This window comes from Micromonospora mangrovicola (genome assembly GCF_047200535.1).
GTDB lineage: Bacteria > Actinomycetota > Actinomycetes > Mycobacteriales > Micromonosporaceae > Micromonospora.
Window position 1 is genome coordinate 47014 of the sequence record NZ_JBJZOG010000022.1, and the last position, 21504, is coordinate 68517.

Annotated in this window: 22 protein-coding genes; 15 read left to right on the forward strand and 7 right to left on the reverse strand. The window is 71.7% G+C overall.

The window, feature by feature from the left end:
• The first annotated feature begins 241 nt into the window (after positions 1–241).
• The 3 genes from ACL02O_RS11870 to ACL02O_RS11880 are packed head-to-tail and all read left to right on the forward strand — an operon-like array spanning position 242 to position 4043.
• On the forward strand, positions 242–1048 hold the full coding sequence (locus ACL02O_RS11870) for a hypothetical protein (RefSeq protein ID WP_412818070.1): 807 nt from the start codon (positions 242–244) through the stop codon (positions 1046–1048).
• A gap of 11 nt (positions 1049–1059) precedes the next feature.
• Positions 1060–2973 (forward strand): fumarate reductase/succinate dehydrogenase flavoprotein subunit, encoded by a 1914-nt coding sequence (locus ACL02O_RS11875; RefSeq protein WP_412818071.1) that lies wholly within the window; start codon positions 1060–1062, stop codon positions 2971–2973.
• Positions 2973–4043 carry a succinate dehydrogenase/fumarate reductase iron-sulfur subunit gene (locus tag ACL02O_RS11880; protein WP_412818072.1) on the forward strand — a complete coding sequence of 357 codons (1071 nt, stop codon included), beginning with the start codon at positions 2973–2975 and terminating at the stop codon, positions 4041–4043. Before ACL02O_RS11875 ends, ACL02O_RS11880 begins: the two co-directional genes overlap by 1 nt.
• An 85-nt stretch (positions 4044–4128) precedes the next feature.
• Here ACL02O_RS11880 and ACL02O_RS11885 read toward each other — a convergent pair whose 3' ends face one another.
• Positions 4129–4569: a (deoxy)nucleoside triphosphate pyrophosphohydrolase gene (locus ACL02O_RS11885; protein ID WP_412818073.1), complete on the reverse strand. Its 441-nt coding sequence runs from the start codon at positions 4567–4569 to the stop codon at positions 4129–4131.
• Positions 4570–4753: 184 nt separating this feature from the next.
• On the opposite strand from ACL02O_RS11885, the gene ACL02O_RS11890 reads away from it, so the two are divergent.
• Genes ACL02O_RS11890 through ACL02O_RS11900 form a run of 3 tightly spaced genes read left to right on the forward strand, consistent with a single transcriptional unit; the run spans position 4754 to position 6217 of the window.
• Positions 4754–5062 (forward strand): 4a-hydroxytetrahydrobiopterin dehydratase, encoded by a 309-nt coding sequence (locus tag ACL02O_RS11890; protein WP_412818074.1) that lies wholly within the window; start codon positions 4754–4756, stop codon positions 5060–5062.
• Positions 5063–5095: 33 nt separating this feature from the next.
• Entirely contained in the window at positions 5096–5458 is a 363-nt protein-coding gene (locus tag ACL02O_RS11895; protein WP_412818075.1) for a PH domain-containing protein, read from the forward strand.
• Between the two features lie 18 nt (positions 5459–5476).
• The gene (locus ACL02O_RS11900) at positions 5477–6217 is read left to right on the forward strand and encodes a class I SAM-dependent methyltransferase (protein ID WP_412818076.1); all 741 of its coding nucleotides are present in this window, start codon (positions 5477–5479) and stop codon (positions 6215–6217) included.
• Between the two features lies 1 nt (position 6218).
• On the opposite strand, the gene ACL02O_RS11905 is transcribed toward ACL02O_RS11900, so the two are convergent.
• Entirely contained in the window at positions 6219–6344 is a 126-nt protein-coding gene (locus ACL02O_RS11905) for a hypothetical protein (protein WP_412818077.1), read from the reverse strand.
• Between the two features lie 210 nt (positions 6345–6554).
• Here ACL02O_RS11905 and ACL02O_RS11910 point away from each other — a divergent pair, with 210 nt between their 5' ends.
• A complete protein-coding gene (locus ACL02O_RS11910) occupies positions 6555–7256 on the forward strand; it encodes a SanA/YdcF family protein (protein ID WP_412818078.1) in 702 nt (233 codons plus the stop codon).
• 95 nt (positions 7257–7351) lie between these two features.
• On the forward strand, positions 7352–7528 hold the full coding sequence (locus ACL02O_RS11915; RefSeq protein WP_412818079.1) for a hypothetical protein: 177 nt from the start codon (positions 7352–7354) through the stop codon (positions 7526–7528).
• On the opposite strand, the gene ACL02O_RS11920 is transcribed toward ACL02O_RS11915, so the two are convergent.
• Positions 7509–8084 (reverse strand): TetR/AcrR family transcriptional regulator, encoded by a 576-nt coding sequence (locus ACL02O_RS11920; protein WP_412818080.1) that lies wholly within the window; start codon positions 8082–8084, stop codon positions 7509–7511. The genes ACL02O_RS11915 and ACL02O_RS11920 overlap by 20 nt on opposite strands.
• A gap of 169 nt (positions 8085–8253) precedes the next feature.
• Here ACL02O_RS11920 and ACL02O_RS11925 point away from each other — a divergent pair, with 169 nt between their 5' ends.
• Entirely contained in the window at positions 8254–9087 is an 834-nt protein-coding gene (locus tag ACL02O_RS11925; protein ID WP_412818081.1) for an alpha/beta fold hydrolase, read from the forward strand.
• A 294-nt stretch (positions 9088–9381) separates the two neighbouring features.
• Here the strand turns inward: ACL02O_RS11925 and ACL02O_RS11930 are convergent, their stop codons facing one another.
• The gene (locus ACL02O_RS11930; RefSeq protein WP_412818082.1) at positions 9382–11988 is read right to left on the reverse strand and encodes a hypothetical protein; all 2607 of its coding nucleotides are present in this window, start codon (positions 11986–11988) and stop codon (positions 9382–9384) included.
• On the opposite strand from ACL02O_RS11930, the gene ACL02O_RS11935 reads away from it, so the two are divergent.
• Positions 11917–12252, forward strand: a complete 336-nt coding sequence (locus tag ACL02O_RS11935; protein WP_412818103.1) for a hypothetical protein — start codon at positions 11917–11919, stop codon at positions 12250–12252. The genes ACL02O_RS11930 and ACL02O_RS11935 overlap by 72 nt on opposite strands.
• Before the next feature lie 83 nt (positions 12253–12335).
• Here the strand turns inward: ACL02O_RS11935 and ychF are convergent, their stop codons facing one another.
• Positions 12336–13421 (reverse strand): redox-regulated ATPase YchF, encoded by a 1086-nt coding sequence (gene ychF / locus ACL02O_RS11940; protein ID WP_412818083.1) that lies wholly within the window; start codon positions 13419–13421, stop codon positions 12336–12338.
• Positions 13422–13524: 103 nt separating this feature from the next.
• Here ychF and ACL02O_RS11945 point away from each other — a divergent pair, with 103 nt between their 5' ends.
• Positions 13525–14088 carry an exonuclease gene (locus ACL02O_RS11945; protein WP_412818084.1) on the forward strand — a complete coding sequence of 188 codons (564 nt, stop codon included), beginning with the start codon at positions 13525–13527 and terminating at the stop codon, positions 14086–14088.
• Here the strand turns inward: ACL02O_RS11945 and ACL02O_RS11950 are convergent.
• Together ACL02O_RS11950 and ACL02O_RS11955 are read right to left on the reverse strand one after the other, a co-directional pair.
• On the reverse strand, positions 14076–14822 hold the full coding sequence (locus ACL02O_RS11950) for a Type 1 glutamine amidotransferase-like domain-containing protein (protein WP_412818085.1): 747 nt from the start codon (positions 14820–14822) through the stop codon (positions 14076–14078). The two genes, ACL02O_RS11945 and ACL02O_RS11950, sit on opposite strands and share 13 nt — an antisense overlap.
• A 51-nt stretch (positions 14823–14873) precedes the next feature.
• A complete protein-coding gene (locus tag ACL02O_RS11955; RefSeq protein ID WP_412818086.1) occupies positions 14874–15329 on the reverse strand; it encodes a hypothetical protein in 456 nt (151 codons plus the stop codon).
• Positions 15330–15683: 354 nt separating this feature from the next.
• Here ACL02O_RS11955 and ACL02O_RS11960 point away from each other — a divergent pair, with 354 nt between their 5' ends.
• The 4 genes from ACL02O_RS11960 to ACL02O_RS11975 are packed head-to-tail and all read left to right on the forward strand — an operon-like array spanning position 15684 to position 21400.
• The gene (locus ACL02O_RS11960; RefSeq protein ID WP_412818087.1) at positions 15684–17135 is read left to right on the forward strand and encodes an AlkA N-terminal domain-containing protein; all 1452 of its coding nucleotides are present in this window, start codon (positions 15684–15686) and stop codon (positions 17133–17135) included.
• Positions 17132–17644, forward strand: a complete 513-nt coding sequence (locus ACL02O_RS11965) for a methylated-DNA--[protein]-cysteine S-methyltransferase (RefSeq protein WP_412818088.1) — start codon at positions 17132–17134, stop codon at positions 17642–17644. Before ACL02O_RS11960 ends, ACL02O_RS11965 begins: the two co-directional genes overlap by 4 nt.
• Positions 17645–17681: 37 nt before the next feature.
• Positions 17682–19496, forward strand: a complete 1815-nt coding sequence (locus tag ACL02O_RS11970) for an ABC transporter ATP-binding protein (protein WP_412818089.1) — start codon at positions 17682–17684, stop codon at positions 19494–19496.
• Complete coding sequence (locus ACL02O_RS11975) at positions 19493–21400, forward strand: ABC transporter ATP-binding protein (RefSeq protein WP_412818090.1); 1908 nt, start codon at positions 19493–19495, stop codon at positions 21398–21400. The genes ACL02O_RS11970 and ACL02O_RS11975 overlap by 4 nt, the downstream gene beginning before the upstream one ends.
• The last annotated feature ends 104 nt before the right edge of the window (positions 21401–21504 follow it).

Here is a 21504-nt window from a genome sequence, read left to right on the forward strand (position 1 = left end):
CACCCCGCCAAGAAGTTGATCATGGCTTGGGTCTTTCCAACGTGCGGGACACACGGGACACTGCGTTGCGCGGCCGGGCCGCGAAGATCGGCGTAACGTGTGTCACTTAGCTGCGTCGGTTCGCCGGCGCGGTCGCATGCGTGCGCAAGACGTGGCAGTGGACGCGGTCTCGCCGGTCCGCTGACCGGTATCGGAAGCTGATCCGCCGCCCCGCGAGGGCGCCGTCAGGGAGACGACTCGAATGACATCAACGGCAACGAGGCCGCGAGGGGCGCGGGCGCGCGCCGCGATAGCGGCGAAGACGTTGCGAACGGACCGCTGGTGGTTCCAGCCACTGATCACCGTCGTCGGGCTCAGCGCCTGGGTCATCTACGCGACGGTCCGGGTCTTCATGCACAAGTGGTACTGGGTGGACCAGTATCACTACCTGACGCCGTTCTACTCGCCCTGCGTCACCGACCGGTGCGTCGAGGGCTCGTCGCACTTCGGCGCCTTCCTGCCCGGCTGGTGGATCATCCCGGACGCGGCGCTGACCCTGCCGTTCCTGCTGCTGTTCCGGCTGACCTGCTACTACTACCGCAAGGCGTACTACCGGTCGTTCTGGCTCTCGCCACCGGCCTGCGCGGTCCCCGACGGGCACCAGGCGTACGGCGGTGAGACCCGCTTCCCGCTGCTCGGCCAGAACCTGCACCGCTACTTCTTCTACGCCGCCGCGATCATCTCGATCATCAACACGTACGACGCGATCTACGCCTTCCACTCCCCGAAGGGCTTCGGCTTCGGGCTCGGCAACCTGATCCTGCTGGGCAACGTGGTGATGCTCTGGGCGTACACCGTCTCCTGCCACTCCTGCCGGCACATCATCGGCGGCCGGTTGAAGCACTTCTCCAAGCACCCGCTGCGCTACCGGGCCTGGACCGGCGTGTCCTGGCTGAATGTGCGGCACATGCAGCTCGCCTGGATCACCCTCGGCACCCTGGCGCTCACCGACTTCTACGTCATGGCGGTCGCGGCCGGGTGGTTCAACGACCTGCGGTTCATCAACTGAAGGCCCGGGACATGACTGAGACGCGAATCGAACGACACCACTACGACGTCGTCGTGATCGGGGCCGGCGGCGCCGGCCTGCGGGCGGCGATCGAGGCCCGGCTGGCCGGCAAGAAGACCGCGATCATCTCCAAGTCGCTGTTCGGCAAGGCGCACACGGTGATGGCCGAGGGCGGCGCCGCGGCGGCGATGGGAAACGTGAACGCGCGCGACAACTGGCAGGTGCACTTCCGCGACACCATGCGCGGCGGCAAGTTCCTCAACAACTTCCGGATGGCCGAGCTGCACGCGAAGGAGGCGCCGCAGCGGATCTGGGAGCTGGAGACGTACGGTGCGCTCTTCGACCGCACCAAGGACGGGAAGATCTCCCAGCGGAACTTCGGCGGCCACGAGTACCCCCGGCTGGCGCACGTCGGCGACCGGACCGGGCTGGAGCTGATCCGCACCCTCCAGCAGAAGATCGTCTCCCTGCAGCAGGAGGACAAGCGGGAGTACGGCGACTACGAGGCCCGGATCAAGGTCTTCGCCGAGACCACGATCACCGAGCTGCTGCTCGACGGCGACCGGGTCGCCGGCGCGTTCGGCTACTACCGCGAGTCCGGCGAGTTCATCCTCTTCGAGGCCCCGGCGGTGGTCCTGGCGACCGGCGGCGTCGGGCGCTCCTACAAGGTCACCTCGAACTCCTGGGAGTACACTGGGGACGGTCACGCGCTGGCGCTGCGCGCCGGGGCGACTCTGATCAACATGGAGTTCCTCCAGTTCCACCCGACCGGCATGGTCTGGCCGCCCTCGGTGAAGGGCATCCTGGTCACCGAGTCGGTCCGCGGCGACGGCGGGGTGCTGAAGAACTCCGAGGGCAAGCGGTTCATGTTCGACTACGTCCCGGACGTCTTCCGCAAGCAGTACGCGGACAACGAGGCCGAGGCGGACCGCTGGTACAAGGACCCGGACAACAACCGGCGCCCGCCCGAGCTGCTGCCCCGCGACGAGGTCGCCCGCGCGATCAACAGCGAGGTCAAGGCGGGTCGGGGTACGCCGGCCGGCGGCGTCTACCTGGACATCGCGTCCCGGCTGCCGGCCGAGGAGATCCGCCGCCGGCTGCCGTCGATGTTCCACCAGTTCAAGGAGCTGGCCGACGTCGACATCACCAAGGAGCCCATGGAGGTCGGCCCGACCTGTCACTACGTCATGGGCGGCGTCGAGGTGGAGCCGGACTCCGGGGCCGCGTACGGCACTGTGCGGGGGCTGTTCGCCGCCGGTGAGGTTTCCGGCGGGATGCACGGCTCCAACCGGCTCGGCGGCAACTCCCTCTCCGACCTGCTGGTCTTCGGCAAGCGGGCGGGCGGCCACGCCGCCTCGTACGCCGACCAGCTCACCGCCCGCCCGAAGGTGTCGGTGCCGGCGGTGGAGGCCGCGGTGGAGACGGCGCTGGCCCCGCTGCAGCGGGACACCGGGGAAAGCCCGTACACCCTCCAGCAGGACCTCCAGGCGGTGATGGGGGACCTGGTCGGCATCATCCGGCGGGAGGGCGAGCTGGCGGACGCGCTGCGGCGGCTCGCGGAGCTGCGCGAGCGGGTGGCCAAGGTGAGCGCGGCCGGCGGCCGGCGCTACAACCCCGGCTGGCACCTGGCGCTGGACCTGCGCAACATGCTGGTGGTCTCGGAGTGCACGGCGAAGGCCGCCCTGGAGCGGCAGGAGTCGCGCGGCGGGCACACCCGGGAGGACTTCCCGGCGATGGACCCGATGTGGCGGCGGGTGAACCTGGTCTGCTCGCTGGACGGCGACACGGTCCGCCTGGAGCGCAAGCCGCTGCCGAAGCTGCGCCCGGAGTTGATCCAGCTCTTCGACCGGGCCGAGCTGGCCAAGTACCTGACCGACGAGGAACTCGCCGAGTTCGACGCCCTCACCGAGGAGGCGAGCAAGTAATGGGTGCCAAGCGACAGTTCCGCATCTGGCGGGGCGACGAGGCCGGCGGCGACCTGCAGGACTACACCGTCGAGGTCAACGAGGGCGAGGTCGTCCTCGACGTGATCCACCGCCTCCAGGCCACCGACGCGCCCGACCTGGCGTGCCGGTGGAACTGCAAGGCCGGCAAGTGCGGCTCCTGCTCCATGGAGATCAACGGCAAGCCGCGGCTGAGCTGCATGACCCGGATGTCGACGTTCGAGGAGGGGGAGACCGTGACGGTCACCCCGCTGCGGACGTTCCCGGTGATCCGGGACCTGGTCACCGACGTCTCGTTCAACTACGAGAAGGCCCGGGAGACCCCGGCGTTCGCGCCGCCGGCCGACGTGGCCCCCGGCGACTACCGGATGCAGCAGGTGGACGTCGAGCGCTCGCAGGAGTTCCGCAAGTGCATCGAGTGCTTCCTGTGCCAGAACGTCTGCCACGTGATCCGCGACCACGAGGAGAACAAGCAGGCTTTCTCCGGTCCCCGGTTCTTCATCCGGGCCGCCGAGCTGGACATGCACCCGCTCGACGCGAAGACCGACCGCAAGGATTACGCGCAGGCCGAGATGGGTCTCGGCTTCTGCAACATCACCAAGTGCTGCACCGAGGTCTGCCCCGAGCACATCAAGATCACCGACAACGGGATCATCCCCATGAAGGAACGGGTCGTCGACCGCAGGTACGATCCCCTCGTGTGGCTTGGTAGCAAGATCTTCCGGAGGGGTCAGGTGCCTCAGACCAGCGCGACCAGCGGGCATTCCAGCGGTGCCGTGACCGCCAGCGCCGCCCACGGCGGAACGCACTCGCACGCCGGCGGCTCGCACGACACGCGCGCCGAGGCTCAGGCGCAGCAGGGCGTCAACTGGCACCGCGAGGTGCCGCATCCGACCGCTCCGGCGGTGGACGCCAACGGCAAGCTGCCGCTGACCGAGTTGACCTTCGACCGGGCCGCCGCGCCGTCGCCGTTCGGCGACGACGTGACCTTCCCGCTGCCGCCCGGGCACCTCAACTTCGCTCACCCGCAGCAGGACGAGCCGAAGCACTGATCAGCACGGACAGGACGACGACGGGGGCCGCGGCGAATGCCGCCGGCCCCCGTCCCGTTTTCGCCCCGGTGTCTGCTTTTCCGGCTCAGCCGTCGCTGAGCAGGGGACGCAGCGCGGCGACCACCGGCGCGTCGGCGGGGAGCCAGGGCACGCTGTCGAGTTCGGCGGCGGAGAGCCAGCGCAGGTCGGAGTGCTCGAGGGCCTTCGGCTGGTCACCATGGAGGAGGCGGGCCACGTACACCCGGAGGACGGAGCGCCCGTGGGCCATCCGGACGTCGCGGCCGACCCGCGCGCCGATCTCCACCCGTACGTCGAGTTCCTCGGCGCACTCTCGGACCAGCGCGGCGACCTCGCCCTCGCCCGGCTCGACCTTGCCGCCCGGGAACTCCCAGCGGCCGGCCACCTCGGGCGGCGCGGAGCGGGCGCAGGCCAGCACCCTGCCGTCCGCGATGATCGCCGCCCCGACGACCACCTTCGGTTCCCGTCGCTCGGCCTGCCCGTTGCCGCTTGCCCGTTCGGTCCGCACGGCCGTCCAGCGTGCCAGATCAATCGGCGGTTTGGGTACCTGAGGGCGACGTCAGGCCAGGAATACACGGAAGTGTGGGCGTGGACACACCATCCGTGCGACGACAGACTAGAGGGCGTCGACGAGGACACGGGATGGCGACGATTTGGCCACAAGCCGGCAACGACGCCTGGGAGGTGCGGTGATGCGCGTGCTGTTCAACAGCAGGTCGAAGCACGACTACCTCAGCGACGCGCTCGCCCTGCTGTCCGGGTGGACCCGCGAGGGTGAACAGATCCGCCGCATCCTCGTCCTGGACGACACCCAGCACGCCGCGCTGACCGAGCGGGTCGCGGTGGTCGCGGACGCGCTGCGGCTGCGTCCCGAGATCAGCCGCCGGGCCGACCGTACGCAGATCAAGGTGGGTCACGGCGACGGCGAGCCGCTGACCGAGGGTGAGGTCCTGCTGGCCGCCCGGATCGAGGACGCGGTCCGCGCGGTCACCGAGCCCTGAGCCGGCTGGCACGCGCCACCTACCGTCGGATGCATGGCAAGTCCGACGTACGACCGCAAGGAACAGTTCCAGCAGATCCAGAGCGGCCTACTGGCCGGCGAACAGATCATCGCCGTCTACGACGCGATCGGCACGGGCACCGGGTTCATCGGCCTGACCGACCGGCGGGTGATCATCCAGGACCGCTCCTTCGTCGGCAAGCGGTACGCCATCACCAGCATCCCATACTCCAAGATCACCAGCGTGAGCGTGGTGAGCAACAAGTCCTGGGGCGGGTCTTTCTTCTCAACGGGTGCGATCGCCATCCACGTCGGCGCCCACACCTATGAGGTCGAGTTCCGGGGCGCGCAGAAGAGCCATCACGTGCACAACGTGATCCTCCATTACATCTCCTGACCGCTACCCTGACCGGTCGTGACGGCACAGCTGGCGGCGCTCTACGACGTGGAGAACCCGTGGGGGCGCGACGACGAGTTCTTCCTCCGCCTCGCGAACCGGACCCCGGCGGCGCGCGTGGTGGACCTGGGCTGCGGCACCGGCCGGCTCACCCTGGCCCTGGCCGCCGCCGGGCACTCCGTCACCGGGGTCGAGCCGGCGCGGGCGTCCCTGGACGCGGCCCGGGGCAAGCCCGACGGCGGGCGGGTGACCTGGATCGAGGGCATCGCCGCGGACCTGCCCGCCGCCGCGTACGACCTGGCCCTGCTGACCAGCCACGTGGCGCAGGAGATCCGGGACGACGCCGAGTGGGCCGGTACCCTCGTCGAGCTGCGCCGGGCCCTGGTCGACGGGGGTCGGCTGGCGTTCGACTCCCGGGACCCGGCGGCCCGCCGCTGGGAACGCTGGAACCCGGCCCACTCCCGCCGCCGGCTCGCCCTGCCCGACGGCACCACCGTTGACGCCTGGACCGAACTGACCGAGGTACGCGACGGCCAGGTCAGCTTCCGGCACCACTACCGCTACCCGGACGGGAGGGAGCTGCGCAGCGCGGGCACGCTGCGGTTCCGGACCGAGGCGGAGCTACGGGCGTCCCTGACGGCCGCCGGCTTCACCGTCGATCGAATGTGCGGCGGCTGGGCCGGGGAGCCGGTCGGCGCGAGCCAGGACGGTGAGCTGATCGTCGTCGCCCGCGCGGCTGACCACTGTCAGCGGCGGTAGGTCAGCGCGAGGTCGAGTGCCAGTCCGCGCCGGCCGCGGACCGCTCCCAGCGCCCGTCGATGGTGTCCCCGTCGCCGCTGAGCGTCCCCACGAACCGCTGGTTGAATCCGGGCGCGACCCGCCACATCCGCCAGACAGCGTCGGATGCCGCTGCCTCATGGCGCCGCCTCCTCACGTCGAGATGCTCACGCTAGTGCCGCAGGTTCCGCGGCCATGGGACCAACCGCTGCCTTTCGAGCTGATGTCGCAGGCGAATCACCGACGGCTGGCATCCGGAGCCGGGCGCCGGCCTGCGGCGGGACCACCGCCCACGCGCGCGTCGGTGATAATCGTGCACATGCGGGGATGGATCGCGGTGACCAAGCGGTTGACCCGCAAGCCTCCGGTGCGCCGCGCGCTCCTCGCCGTCGCTGTCGGCGCCGTGGTGCTGAGCGGTGTCGCCGGCGCCAGCGCGGCGTGGATCCGCGGTGCCGCGGACGGGCACCTCTTCACCGAGACCGACGTGCCGGCGGCCCCGGTCGCTCTGGTCCTGGGCACCAAGGTGAGCGCGGACGGCACGCCCTCGCCGTTCCTCACCGGACGGCTGGAGATCGCGCAGCGGCTGTTCGACGCCGGCAAGGTGCGCGCCATCCTGGTCTCCGGCGACAACATGAACGCCGACTACAACGAGCCCGACGCGATGCGGCGTTGGCTGGTCGACCGGGGCGTGCCGGGCGACAAGGTGGTGCTCGACTACGCCGGCTTCGACACGTACGACTCGTGCGCCCGGGCGAAGCGGATCTTCGGGGTGGACCGGGCGACCGTGGTGACCCAGTCCTTCCACCTGCCTCGTGCCGTGTCGCTGTGCCGGCACCTCGGCATCGACGCCAACGGTGTGGGCGACGACACCGCCCGTCGGTACGCGCAGCGCTGGTGGATCAGCTCCACCCGCGAGTACGGCGCCTGCGTGAAGGCGGCGGTGGACGTGCTCTCCGGCCGCGACCCGGTGCACCTCGGCCGGCACGAGACCGGCGTCGAGGACGCCCTCAGGGACGGCTGACGACGGCGGTCCGCGGCCCATCCCGGGCGTGCCCTCATCTCGGTCCACTGGGCGGGTAGCCGAATCCCGGGGCCGGGCGCCGTGGCAACGGCTGGGTGGCCAACGGCAGGCCGTACCTCGGTGGTGAGCGTTACGCGGGGCCCTTCGGCGCGTACGACGACCACATCCCGCCCCGCCGGCGGGGCGGGATGAACCAGCCCGCCGTCGAGCTGGTCGAGCAGTCCGGGATCGACGGCTGGAAGATGGAGGTTGTCAGCCGATCGCGGCGTTGATCAGTACCTCGGCGGCCTGCCGGGCTTGTTTCGCGGCGTCGCTGGTCCCGGCGATGGCCGCCGTGGTCTGCGCGCCCTCGGCGAGGATGGCCAGATGTGCGGCCAGGGGCGGTGGCCCGCCGGCCTCGGCGACGAGTTCGGTCAGCCGCGCCTGGAACCCCGCCTTGTGCTCCCGCACGATCTCGGCGACGCGGGGCGCGGTGGTGCCCAACTCGCCGAAGGAGTTGATGAAGACGCAGCCCCGGAAGTCGTCCTGGTCGAACCACTGGGCCAGCGCGTCGTAGATGGCGAGCAGCCGCTGTCGGGGATCGTCACCACTGACGGCCTCCTCGATCAGGCGGTGCCACATGTCTCGCCGGTTGAGCAGGACCTGCTCGACGATGGCTTCCTTGGACGGGAAGAGTCGGTAGAGCCGTTTGAGTGGCACGCCCGACTCGGCGCGCAGGTCGTCCATGCCGACGGCGTGGACGCCGAGGTGGTAGTAGAGCCGGTCGGCGGCGGCGAGCACCCTGGCCCGGGCCTCGTCGTCACTGATTCTCTCGTTCTGCCCGCTCACTGGTTCCCTCCGCGTTCGCGTCGTATTCCCGCCGGCTCCACCCCGTGCAGTGACACTTCCCACCACCCCGACCCGGCACTGGAGGATGCGGCGAGAACGATCGTTCTCTAGGCTACAGCCAGCACGAGAGAACGATCGTTCTCTTCTCGTTTGGCTGGAGGCCCAGAGCATGCCATTCGTCACCGTCGGCTCCGAGAACCGCACCAACATCGACCTCTACTACGAAGACCACGGCACGGGCCAGCCCGTCGTCCTCATCCACGGCTACCCCCTCGACGGGCACTCGTGGGAGAAGCAGAGCGCGGCGCTGCTCAAGGCCGGCTACCGCGTCATCACCTACGACCGCCGGGGCTTCGGCCGGTCGAGCCAGCCCACCGCCGGCTACGACTACGACACCTTCGCCGCCGACCTGAAGATCCTGCTGGACACGCTCGACCTCACCGACGTCGTACTGGTCGGCTTCTCGATGGGCACCGGCGAGGTCGCCCGCTACCTCAGCACCTACGGATCGGCACGGGTGGCCAAGGCCGCGTTCCTCGCCTCGCTGGAGCCGTTCCTGCTCAAGACCGAGGACAACCCGACGGGTGTGCCGCAGGAGGTCTTCGACGGCATCCTCGCCGCCGTCACCAACGACCGGTACGCCTACTTCACCGACTTCTACCGGAACTTCTACAACACCGACGAGAACCTCGGCACCCGGCTGTCGGAGGAAGCCCTGCGCAACAGCTGGAACGTCGCCGCCGGCGCCTCCTGGTTCGCGTCCAGCGCAGCAGTGCCGACCTGGGTCACCGACTTCCGGGGAGACATTGCGAAGGTCGGCGTACCCAGCCTGATCCTGCACGGCACCGCGGACAACATCCTGCCGATCGACGCGACGGCCCGCCCGTTCCATCAACTGCTCCCCACGGCCGACTACGTCGAGATCGAGGGCGCTCCGCACGGCCTGCTGTGGACGCACGCGGACGAGGTCAATGAGGTTCTGCTCGCTTTCCTCGCCAAGTAGGCAGCGTCAACGCGGACCGGACGGCGGTGGGAACCCATCCCGTCCGGTCCACGGGCGGCGGTCGAGCCCCGACCGGCGGCCGGCCCGTGCCGGGCCGGCCGGATCGGGGCGCGGGTCAGCCGGCCGGAATGGTGGCCAGATGGAAAGGCCGCCGCCCCGGCCGGCAGCTCGGGGACATGCGCGGCCGGAACCACCTGCGCACGTCCCCGCCGGTGAACCCCGTGGCGCCGGGAGGGGGCGCTGGGGAGCGGCGCCGGCGATCGAGGGCGCCGCGGTGCTGTCGAAGGTCTGGGATCAGGGTGGGCCGCGTTTGCCGGGCTGTCGGCCTACCTCGGCGTGGTTCAGCTGATCTTGCTCGGAGGATCCTGCGCCCTGATGACCAGCGTCTCCGCGGAGCCTGTCGGCCAGCTCGCAGACGGCCGCTTCATAGCGACCGTCCGATGGGCAGGCGAAGTGGCCTTGGATCGGGGGTGCGACGGTGTCGGTGCCCTGAACGACGAGGGATCGCGGATCACGTAGTCGACGGTCGACGATCGTTCCAGGCGGCATCGGCGACGGCTGGACGTTCCCTCGGCCCGACGAGAAGATCCAGCTGCCGATCGAATCGGTGTCCCGCCAGAGGTTGATCCACCGCCAGCCGACACGCCCGCCCAGTTCCATCAGTTCGTCGTCCCCGACATACATCGGAAAGAGAGAGGCGTACAGACGCCGCAGCGGTGACCCGTCCGTCAGCAGCGCGACCCTTGGCAGCACGTCGGGCTCAAGCTGCAGCACGGCCGCCGCGGCCAGCACCGAGCCATGGCTTCGCGACGCGAGCAACACGCAGTTTCCTTCGCGCACAAGTGCCGTCGTTCGCCGGGCGAGCTCGGGCACGGCCCGCTCGGCGTAGCAGGGCGGGGCGAAGGGGTGGGCGGCCCGCGGCCAGAACATCCCCAGGTCCCAGAGGATGCCGATGTAACGGCGGAAGGCGAAGGTCCGGTAGGCGAACAGCCCGCCGATCAGCAGACCGAGGAAGACGAGCGCCATCAGGTAGCTGCCGAACTGTGTGGCGGCGTTGACGAAGTCCCGCGGCAGGCTTACCAGGTTTTCCGCCGCGATGGCGGGTTGCAGTTCCTTGAGACCCAGCGCACTGACCGCGAGACTCAGCGCGGCGACACAGGCGAACGTCACGGCCAGGGCGCCCAGCGTCTCGGTGAACTGCGCCCGCGCGATCGCCTCCTGCACCATCCTCTTGCGTCCCGCCTCCGCGGTCGATGACGTCGTCGGAAAGTCTCTACTCACGATGGCCCCCGCCGCTCGCATCCGGCCATGTCGAGTCACCAGGACCAACACGACGCCCGCCGCCAAGGCGGCGAACACGGCGACGAAGAACCCGAACATCGTCCACTTGTACCCCAGCACCGGGCTGGTCGGAAGCACGGTGGCGGTGGGTTGGTCGCGGTCGAGATAGTCGGCGACTCGATAGTTGAACTCCGTCGCGAAGATGGTGGCGAGCCCCACCGCAAAGGATGCGAAGAGGGGGGCTCCCAGCCCGTAAAAGCCCAGCCGGCTGTCCGGTTTGACACGACGTCCCCACAACGCGGCTATCGCCAGCACCGCCAGTAGAGCGAACTGCGCCGCGAACACCGCGACGACAGTCGGCCCGTGGCCGGGCAGCCCCTTCTCCACCGGCCACGGCGTGAGGTCGAACGCGGTGCGGACGAGGACGACGACGGTCAGGACAATGGAGGTGACCAGGGCGGTGCGGGCGGCAACGTCCACGCGCGCGGGGCGCCGAGTCGAGTCGATGGACCGCGGTAGGCAGAGCAAGAATACGCAGGTCACTACGACAGCCGCGGCTCCGCCCGCCAGCATGCCGTTGGCGATGGTGAAGCCCTGACTGGCTCGGGCCAGGAGAAGACTGAGGTCGAGCACCGCGAAGGCGGTCGCCACATGGATCGCGCGAAGTCGCCGCACTGCCGGCAGCGCATCCTGCCAGCCGATCGAGCCCAGCGATCTGCCGTGCCGAATGCCCTGCGGCGGAACGAAGTTCTCGTACCAGTGCCCGCAACGGGCGCCAAGTCTCCAGAGAACCACGATCGCTGCGAGGGGCAACAGCGAGAGCAAGGCCAGCCGCAGGCCGACCGGCTGACCGCCGAGCCAGGAGAACCAGTTGCGGCCGGCGAGACACTCGGACCGGGACATGCACTTGCATGCGATCAGATCCAGCGCCACCCCGACAAACGACAGGACGTACAGGGCCGTCAGGGTCAGGCCGATCAGCCGGCAGCCGATCCAGACGAGGAGGCCCTGGGTCGTCGCCCTCGGGCGCATCCAGATCGCCGTGTTGCAGAGCATGAACGGCAGAAGGAAAACCAGCGACAGCGTCCTCGCCGCGGCGCCGCTGGGCAACTCACTCCATCGGTACGCCTCTAGGACCACCCGGCACGCGCCCCGCGAGTCCCCGTAGCCGGGCCGAGGGCGGAAAAAGCCACCCTTGAGGTCACCGGCGACCTGGTGGACGTTCGGCCGGTCAAGCACCTCGTTGGCGTCGGCACCTGACACCCCGTGAACCCTGAGCTCGACCACCTCAGTCTCGCTGCGGGGAGGATTCTGGGATGGTCGCGGCTGATTGATGGCAGACTCCGACACCAAACCTCCCTGACGGGGCGCGCTCGACCGGAACGGACCGGCGCGATGCCGCGAATACCCCGCTCGTCCGCCAAACACGCCTGCGAGATGCCGCTTCGTCCCCTCGTCTCGCTGCCCAGGCTGCCGCTCCCCTCGTAGCGCGGACGCCTTGACGCCTTCGGCGGACGCAAACGCGGCATCGTCACCGACACCCTCGGCCTGCTCCTCGCCGTTGTCGTCACCGCCGCCAACACCAGCGACAACACCATCGGCATCAACCTGCTGGAACAAGCCAGGGCCATCCACTCGACCCTGGCCAAGACCGGTAATCCGTGGTCAACCGACGGGGGGTCGTCGAACGCAGCCTGGGCTGGACATGCTGCACCGACGCCTCGCCCGAGACTACGAAGCCCTATCCGACAACTCCGCCAGCATGATCCGCATCGCGATGATCGACAACTTGACCAGACGCATCACCAACGAAACCACCCCAACCTGGCGAGACAGATGAAGGCGGCATCACCCGCAAAATACGTGAATCAGCCGCCCTCTTAGAAGTCAGCGGCTCGTCGGTCCTGATCAAGCAGTCATGGAAGCAGGCCTACGAACTGCCGACCATCCCCGGTCCGGCCAGACGGTCATACGTTGAAGCGGAACTCCACCACGTCGCCGTCCTGCATGACGTACTCCTTGCCCTCGATCCGGACCTTGCCGGCGGCCTTGGCCGCCGCCATCGATCCGGCCTCGACCAGGTCGGCGTAGGAGACCACCTCGGCCTTGATGAAGCCGCGCTGGAAGTCGCTGTGGATGACCCCCGCGGCCTCCGGCGCGGTCGCGCCGACCGGGACGGTCCAGGCCCGCGCCTCCTTGGGGCCGGCCGTAAGGTACGTCTGGAGCCCGAGGGTGCGGAAGCCGACCCGGACGAGCTGGTCCAGACCCGGCTCGGACTGGCCGATCGACTCCAGCAGCTCGCGGGCCTCCTCCTCGGGAAGGTCCACCAGCTCGGACTCGATCTTGGCGTCCATGAAGACCGCCTCGGCCGGCGCCACCAGGGCGCGCAGCTCGTCGAGGAACTCGGCATTGCCCAGCTCGGCCTCGTCGACGTTGAAGACGTAGAGGAACGGTTTGGTGGTGAGCAGGTGCAGCTCGCGCAGGTGCTCCAGCTCGACCTTGGCGGCGGCGGCGCCCGCGTACAGGGTGGTGCCGCCGTCCAGGACCTCGACCGCCTTCTTGGCGGCCTCGACGGCGGCGGCCCGGTCCTTGCGGAGCTTGGCCTCCTTCTCCAGCCGGGGCAGCGCCTTCTCCAGGGTCTGGAGGTCGGCCAGGATCAGCTCGGTGTTGATCGTCTCGATGTCGTCGGCCGGAGAGACCTTGCCGTCGACGTGCACCACGTTCGGGTCGGAGAAGGCCCGCACCACCTGGCAGATCGCCGAGGCGTCGCGGATGTTCGCCAGGAACGCGTTGCCCCGGCCCTGACCCTTGGATGCGCCGCGGACCAGGCCGGCGATGTCGACGAACGAGACCGGCGCCGGCAGCACCTTCTGCGAGCTGAAGATCTCGGCGAGCTTGGCCAGCCGCTCGTCGGGAAGCCCGACCACGCCGACGTTCGGCTCGATGGTGGCGAACGGGTAGTTCGCGGCGAGCACGTCGTTCTTGGTCAGCGCGTTGAACAGGGTGCTCTTGCCCACGTTGGGCAGGCCGACGATGCCGATGGTGAGACTCACGACGAGCCAGCTTACGCGGTTCGCCGGCCGCCGCGGGCAGGCAGGTCCACCGACGCCGGGAAAGGGACGGCGGTCACGGCGCGGGCGTTGCTAGCGTGCGTCGATGAGCGAACGACTGCCCGAGCTGTACGTGGCCGTGGACGTGGAGGCCGACGGCCCGATCCCCGGGCCGTACAGCATGATCTCGCTCGGCATGGCCGTGGCCGGCCGCCCCGACCTGGCCTTCTACACCGAGCTGCGGCCGATCTCCGACGAGTTCGTCCCGGCCGCGCTGGCCGTCTCCGGGCTGGACCGGGACCGGCTGCTCCGCGAGGCCCCCACCGCCGAGGAGGCGATGCGGGCCGCCGCGACGTGGGTGAACGGGCTGCGGGCGCTCGGCCGGCCGGTGTTCCTGGCCGCCCCGGCGGTCTGGGACGGCATGTTCCTGCACTGGTACTTCGTCCGGTTCGTCGGGCACAGCCCGTTCGGCGCCACCGGTTCCGGCGTCGACCTGCGCAGCTACTGGATGGGGCTGACCGGCGTGGAGTGGCGGGACACCCGCAAGGACACGATCAAGCAGCAGCTCGACCTGACCGAGCTCCCGCACACCCACCACGCCGGGGAGGACGCGGCCGAGCTGGCCCAGGTCTTCGACGCGGTACGCCGCCGGCGGGCTCAGCCGGACTGAGCGGTCAGCAGCCGGGGCTCGATCCGGGTCTCCCGGGCGGTGCCGTCCTCGGCCCGGGAGACCTCGTAGGCGGCCACCCCCTCCTGGTCGGCCACCGCCTCCACCAGCTCGGTGCCCCGGTAGACCAGCCCGACCCCGTCGTCGGTGCAGTGGCTGGTCGGCAGGGTGCCGTCGGCGACCAGCCGGTGCATCAGCGGCCGGCGCTGCTCCTCGCTGTCGTAGTGCACGCCGTTGCCGTACGGGAGCCAGCCGAGCCCGTCGGTGAAGGGCCGCAGCTTCGGCCCGTAGCTGTCGGTGGCGCCACCCTGGTGCCAGCAGATCGACCCGGCGGAGACCCCGCCCAGCACCACGCCGGCCTGCCAGCACTCGTGCAGGATGTCCGGCAGCCCGTGCACCCGCCACACCGCGCAGAGGTTGGCGACGCTGCCGCCACCGACCCAGACGATGTCCTGGGCGAGCAGGTGGGCGCGGACGTCGTCGACGCTGGGCATCGGGAACAGGGCCAGGTGGGACGCGCGGAACCGGGTGCCGGCGAAGGCGCCGTGGAAGATGGTGAACGAGGTGGGCTGGTCACCGACCGCCTGGTTCAGGTAGCAGATCTTCGGCGCGTCGCCGGCCTGGGCCAGCTCGGCCATCAGTTCGAAGACGGGGCCGGGCTTGACGTCCCACGGGCCGCGGCGGCGGCTGCTGAAGCCCATGCTGGTGGCGACGACGGTCGGTGCGCTGGCGGGCACGGTCTCCCCCTCCGGTCGGTGACGGTCACGATCATCATGCCCGGGGCGGGGTCAGCCGGCGAGGAGGCGGGGCGCTTCCGTCGCCTCCTCGCCCCACTCGGGCAGGGCGCCGGCGGGCAGGTCGGCCGCGGCGGCGCGCGGCAGGACGAACCGGTGCGCCGCCGCCGGGCCGGCCGCGTACGACTGGTCGAGCAGCCAGCGCAGCTCGTCGACCGTCCAGCCCAGCCCGGCGCGGCGGGCGATCTCCCGCACCAGGCGCACCCCGACCCGGGTGTCGTCGTCGTAGAAGCGCATGCACCAGTGGTGCGCCCACATGCCGAGCGCGCGCAGCCCGGCCGCGTCGAGCGAACCGGCGAGCCGGCCGCAGGCGGTCTCGGCGAAGGCGCGCCCCGGGTCGTCGGCCCGGTCCCGCTCGATCGCGCCGTACGCGGCCGGCGCCACCACCCGCATCCGGTCGTAGAAGCCCTGCACCACCGCGCGGTCCAGCCGTATCCGCCCCGATCGCATCAGCGGGCACCCCGCCCGGCCACGCTCGCCATTCCCCGCACCCTCTTCTCGAGTTGGTGGCGGGACCGTACCGGCCACTACCGACACTTTGTCGGCCGGAATCCGTTGCGCCGTCAGGGATGGCGGGGCCTGAGCTGGGGCGTCGTCGTCGCCGCGGGGCCGCTAGATCAGCTCGTGACGCGGCATCCCGGGGCCTCCTGGCACGCCGACACCCCGAACTGCCGCACCCCGCGTCCCGTACTGGCCCGGAATGTCCCAGCGGCTGGTGTCCGCCGTCGGGGGCACGGCGGCCCCGCACGGCCAGGTCCGAATCCCGCCAGCCGAACGCTGGACCTGCGAGGCAGGATCAATGGCGTGGAGTTGGACTTCGAGCGGTGCTACCGGGCCGTCGACAGCCGCGACCAGCGCTTCGACGGCTGGTTCTACACCGGCGTGACCTCGACCGGGATCTACTGCCGGCCATCCTGCCCGGCGGTGACGCCGAAACGACAGAACGTCCGGTTCTTCCCGTCGGCCGCCGCCGCGCAGGGTGCCGGCCTGCGGGCCTGCCGCCGATGCCGCCCCGACGCCGCCCCCGGCTCGCCCCAGTGGGACGTCCGGGCGGACGTGGTGGGGCGGGCGATGCGGCTGATCGCGGACGGGGTGGTCGACCGGGACGGGGTGCCGGGGCTGGCGGGCCGGCTCGGCTACACCGAGCGGCACCTGCACCGGATGCTCAACGCCGAGCTGGGCGCCGGGCCGCTCGCGCTGGCCCGGGCGCAACGCGCGCAGACCGCCCGGATCCTCATCGAGACCACCGGCCTGGGCATGGCCGAGATCGCGTTCGCCGCCGGCTTCGGCAGCGTCCGGCAGTTCAACGACACGGTCCGCGAGGTGTACGGGACGACCCCGTCGGAGCTGCGGGTCACCCGGGGCGGGCGGCCGGTGGCCGGCGGGGCGGGCACCATCTCGTTGCGGCTGGCGTACCGGCCGCCGCTGCACGCGGCGGCGCTGCTGGAGTTCCTCGCCGTCCGGGCGCTGCCCGGCGTGGAGGAGGTGCGCGACGGGACGTACCGGCGCGCGGTGCGGCTGCCGCACGGCGTCGGCACCGTCGCGCTGACCCCGACCGACGGGCACGTGGCCGCCACGCTGCGCCTGACCGACCTGCGCGACCTGTCGCCGGCGGTGGCCCGCTGCCGCCGCCTGCTCGACCTGGACGCCGACCCGGTGGCGGTCGACGCCACCCTGGCCGAGGAGGCGGCCCTGGCGGCGGCGGTCCGGGCGGAACCCGGCGTCCGCCTCCCGCACGCGGTCGACGGCTTCGAGATGGCCGTCCGCGCCGTCACCACCCAGCAGATCTCCCTGGCCTCCGCCCGCACCACCCTCACCCACCTGCTCAACACCGCCGCCCCGGAGCCCGTCGCCGAGGAGGGCGACGACGGGCCGGGGCTGCGGCCGTTCCCGGGCGCGGCGGAGGTGGCAGGGCTGCCGGACGAGGCGTTCCGGATGCCCGCCGCCCGGCGGGAGACGCTGCGGGCGGTGGCCCGGGCGGTGGCCGAGGGGGAACTCGACCTCGCGCCGGGCGGGGACCGCGAGGAGACCGTACGGCGGCTCGTCGCGCTGCCCGGGATCGGGCCGTGGACCGCCGGCTACGTGGCGATGCGCGCCCTCGGCGACCCCGACGTCCTCCTCCCCACCGACCTGGGCGTACGCCGGGGCGCCGCCGCGCTCCGCCTGCCCGACGACCCGAAGACCCTGAACGCGTACGCGGACCGCTGGCGTCCCTGGCGGTCGTACGCGGTGATCCGACTCTGGAGAGCGGCATGACCACACTGGACAGCACCGTCGTCCACACCCCCACCGGCCCGCTGAGCGTCCTCACCGGACCCGACGGGGCGGTACGGGCCGCCGGGTTCACCGCCCGGCCGGCGGCCCTGGTGCCGCTGATGCACCCGAGCCTGCGTGCCGAAGCGCGGGACCGGGCTGACCTCGGGCCGGTGACCGCCGCCGTCGCGGCGTACCTGGACGGCGACCTGACCGCGATCGACGCGGTCCCGGTGGAACAGCACACCGACGGCGTCTTCCTGGCGCACGCCTGGCAGGTGCTGCGCGACGTCAAGCCGGGCGAGCCGGTGACGTACACCGGGTTCGCCGGGCTGGCCGGACGGCCGGCCGCGGTGCGCGCCGCCGCGGCGGCCTGCGCCCGCAACGCCGCCGCCCTCTTCGTCCCGTGCCACCGGGTGCTGCGCACCGACGGCACGCTCGGCGGCTACCGGTGGGGGCTGGAGGTGAAGAAGTGGCTTCTCGGTCATGAGGGTCGGTTGACGGCAAGCTGACAGTGGCATCGCTCCCAGTAACCGCTACCGTCGGGTAGTGCCTGCGCAGAGCGACGGCTCCCCCGCAACGCGTCACGACGCCCGCACCCACCCGCTGCACAACCTCTGGCGGCTGCACCCCTACCTGCGCCCGTACGCGGCCGAATTCGCCTGGCTGCTGCTCGCCGCCCTGACCGCCACGGCGGCGAGCCTGGCCGTGCCGCTCGTGGTGCAGCGGGTGGTGGACGGGCCGGTGGCCCGGCACGACGGGTCCGGGCTGGTCCGGCTCGGCGCCCTCGCCCTCCTGCTCGGCCTGGCCGAGGCCGTGCTGATCTTCATCCGGCGGTGGACGCAGTCCTCCTCCTCCGTCGGCATGGAGGCGGCGATCCGGGCCGACATCTACGCCCACCTGCAACGCCTCCCGGCCGGGTTCCACGACCGCTGGCAGTCCGGCCAGCTCCTCTCCCGGATCACCAGCGACCTGTCGGTGATCCGCCGGTTCCTCTCCTTCGGCCTGCTCTTCCTGGCGCTCAACCTGGTCACCTACGCCGCCGTGGTGGTGCTGCTGATCCGGCTGCACCCGTGGCTCGGCCTGCTGGTCTCGGCCAGTGCGGTGCCGCTGTTCCTGATCAGCCGCCAGTTCGCCCGGCACTACCACGCGACCTCCCGGCGGATGCAGGACCAGCAGGGCGACGTGGCCACCCTGGTCGAGGAGACCGCGCAGGGCCTGCGCACCATGCGGGCGTACGGGCGAGGTCCGGAGCTGGCCGCCCGGTTCGCCGGTGGGGCCCGTGCACTGCACGACATCGGGATCGACAAGGCGCGGCTGCTGGCCCGGACGGCGGCGCTGTTCGACCTGGTGCCCAACCTGACCCTCGGCGTGGTGCTGGTGGCCGGCGCGGCGGCGGTCGCCCGGGGGGTGCTCACCATCGGTGAGCTGGTCGCCTTCGTCAGCCTCCAGCTCATGCTGGTCTGGCCGGTGCAGTCGCTCGGCTGGATCATCGCCAACGGGCAGGAGGCGGCGACCGCCGCCGACCGGATCCAGGACGTGCTGGACACCGCGCCGGCCATCGTGGACGCGCCGCACGCCTGGACGCTGGACCGTCGCCAGGTCCTCGGCCGGCTGCGCTTCGAACGGGTCACCTTCCGCTATCCGGGGGCCGGCCAGCCGGTGCTGCGCGAGATCGAACTGACCGTCGAGCCGGGCGAGACGCTGGCCCTGGTCGGCGCGACCGGCTGCGGCAAGAGCACCCTGCTCTCGCTGGTACCCCGGCTGCACGACGTGACCGCCGGCCGGATCACCCTGGACGGGCACGACCTGCGCGACCTGCGGCTCGGGTCGCTGCGCCGGCTGGTCGGGATGGCGTTCGAGGAGCCGACCCTGTTCTCCATGTCGGTCTGGGAGAACCTCACGCTCGGCCGGCCGGACGCCGGGGAGGAGGAGGTACGCGCCGCGTTGGCGCTGGCCCAGGCGGAGTTCGTCCACCATCTGCCGTGGGGGCTGGCCACCCGGATCGGCGAGCAGGGGCTCTCCCTCTCCGGCGGGCAGCGGCAGCGGCTGGCGCTGGCCCGGGCGGTGCTCGCCCGGCCCGCGCTGCTCGTTCTCGACGATCCGCTCTCCGCGCTCGACGTGCACACCGAGGCGCTGGTCGAGGCGGCGCTGCGCCGGGTGCTCCGGGACACCACCGCCCTGTTGGCGGTGCACCGCCCCTCCACGGTGGCGCTCGCCGACCGGGTCGCCCTGCTCGACGGTGGGCGGGTCGCCGCCGTCGGCACCCACTCGGAGCTGCTGGCCGGCGTGCCCGCGTACCGGGCGGTGCTCTCCGCCGAGCCGGAGCGTCAGCACGACGGAGTCGGCCTGGTGCGCTCGTGACCGACCCCCCGGCGGGCGGGCCGTCCCCGGTCCCCCGGCCGCGTCCCGCCCCGGACGGCGACGATGTCGACCTGTCCCGTTGGCGGGGCCGGGCCACCGATCCGGACGCCGACCGCAGCCGGGCGGAGGACAGCACCCCGGCGGCGGTGGCCCGGCTCCGCGCCCGCAGCCGGGCACTGCTCGGCCGGTTGCTGCGCCCGCACCGGGGCCGGCTCGGGCTGGCGGTCGCCCTGCTGCTGATCCAGAACGCCGCCGCGATGGCCGGGCCGTACCTGGTCATGCTCGGCATCGACCGCGGCATCGGTCCGCTGCGCGCCGGTGACGCCGGCCCGCTGATCGCCGTCGCCACCGCCTTCGCCGTCGCCGCCGGCGCCGAGTACCTGGCCCGGCGCGGCTTCCTCACCCTCGCCGCCCGGATCGGCCAGGCCGTCCTGCTCGACCTCCGCCGCCGGGTGTACGTCCACTTCCTCCGCCTCGACGTCGGCTTCCACGAGCGCTACACCTCGGGCCGAATGGTCTCCCGGTTGACCAGCGACCTGGACTCGATCGCCGAGCTGGTCGACGGCGGGATCGACAAGCTGGTGATGGCGGCGCTCTCGGTGCTGTCGGTGGCCGGCATCCTGCTCTGGCTGGACCCGCCGCTGGCCGCCGTCAACCTGCTCGCCTTCCCGTTCCTGTTCCTGCTGTCCCGCTGGTTCGCCCGCGCCTCCGCCGGGGCGTACCGCCGGACCCGGGAGACGGTGGCGCTGGTAATCGTCCACTTCGTCGAGTCGCTGCGGGGCATCCGGGCGGTGCAGGCGTACCGGCGGGAGTCGCGCAACCAGCGCATCTTCGCGGCGGTGAACGACGACCACCGGCAGGCCAGCCTGGCCGCGTTCCGGCTGATCGCGGTCTACTCGCCGGGCATCCGGCTGATCGGCAACCTGACCGCCGCGCTGGTGCTCGGCTACGGCGGTGCCCGGGTGCTGGGCGGCCGGACGGAGGTCGGCGTGCTCGCCGCGTTCCTGCTCTACCTGCGCCGCTTCTTCGAGCCGATGGAGGAGCTGAGCCAGTTCTACAACGCCCTCCAGTCGGCCACGGCCGCCCTGGAGAAGCTGGCCGGGGTGCTCGACGAGCGGCCGGCGGTGGCCGAGCCGGAGCGGCCGCGGCCGCTGCCCGCCGGCCCGCCTCGGGGCACGGTGGCCTTCCGGTCGGTCACCTTCGGCTACCGGCCGGAGGCGCCGATCCTGACCGGGCTGGAACTGACCGTGCCGGCCGGGCAGACCGTCGCTCTGATCGGGCCGACCGGTGCCGGCAAGTCCACCGTCGCCAAGCTGCTCGCCCGGTTCCACGACCCGGCCGCTGGCACGGTCAGCCTGGACGGAATCGACCTGCGGGACCTGGCCGACGCCGAGCTGCGCCGGGCGGTCGTCCTGGTGACCCAGGAGAACCACCTGTTCAGCGGCTCGGTGGCGGAGAACATCCGGTTCGGCCGGCCGGACGCCGACGACGCGGCGGTGGAGGCCGCCGCTCGGGCCATCGGCGCACACGGGTTCGTCGCCGCCCTCCCCGACGGGTACGCCACCGACGTGCACCGGCGGGGCGGCCGGCTCTCGGCCGGGCAGCGCCAGCTCGTCGCGTTCGCCCGGGCGTTCCTGGCCGACCCGCGGGTGCTGATCCTGGACGAGGCCACCTCGTCGCTGGACGTACCCACCGAGCGTCTGGTGCAGCGGGCGCTGCGCAGTGTGCTGCGGGACCGCACCGCCGTGGTCATCGCGCACCGGCTCTCCACGGTGGAGACCGCCGACCGGGTGCTGGTGCTCGACGGCGGCCGGATCGTGGAGGACGGGCCGCCGGCCGAGCTGGCCACCGCCGGTGGCCGGTACGCCGCCCTGCACCGCCAGTGGCGGGATTCGCTGATCTGACCCGGCTCCCCCGGCCCCGCGCGGGTCCCCGCCGGCACCCGTCGCCGGGCTAGACTCCCGTGGTCGATCGGCTGGACGGTCGGCCGACCCCGGCCGACCGACCG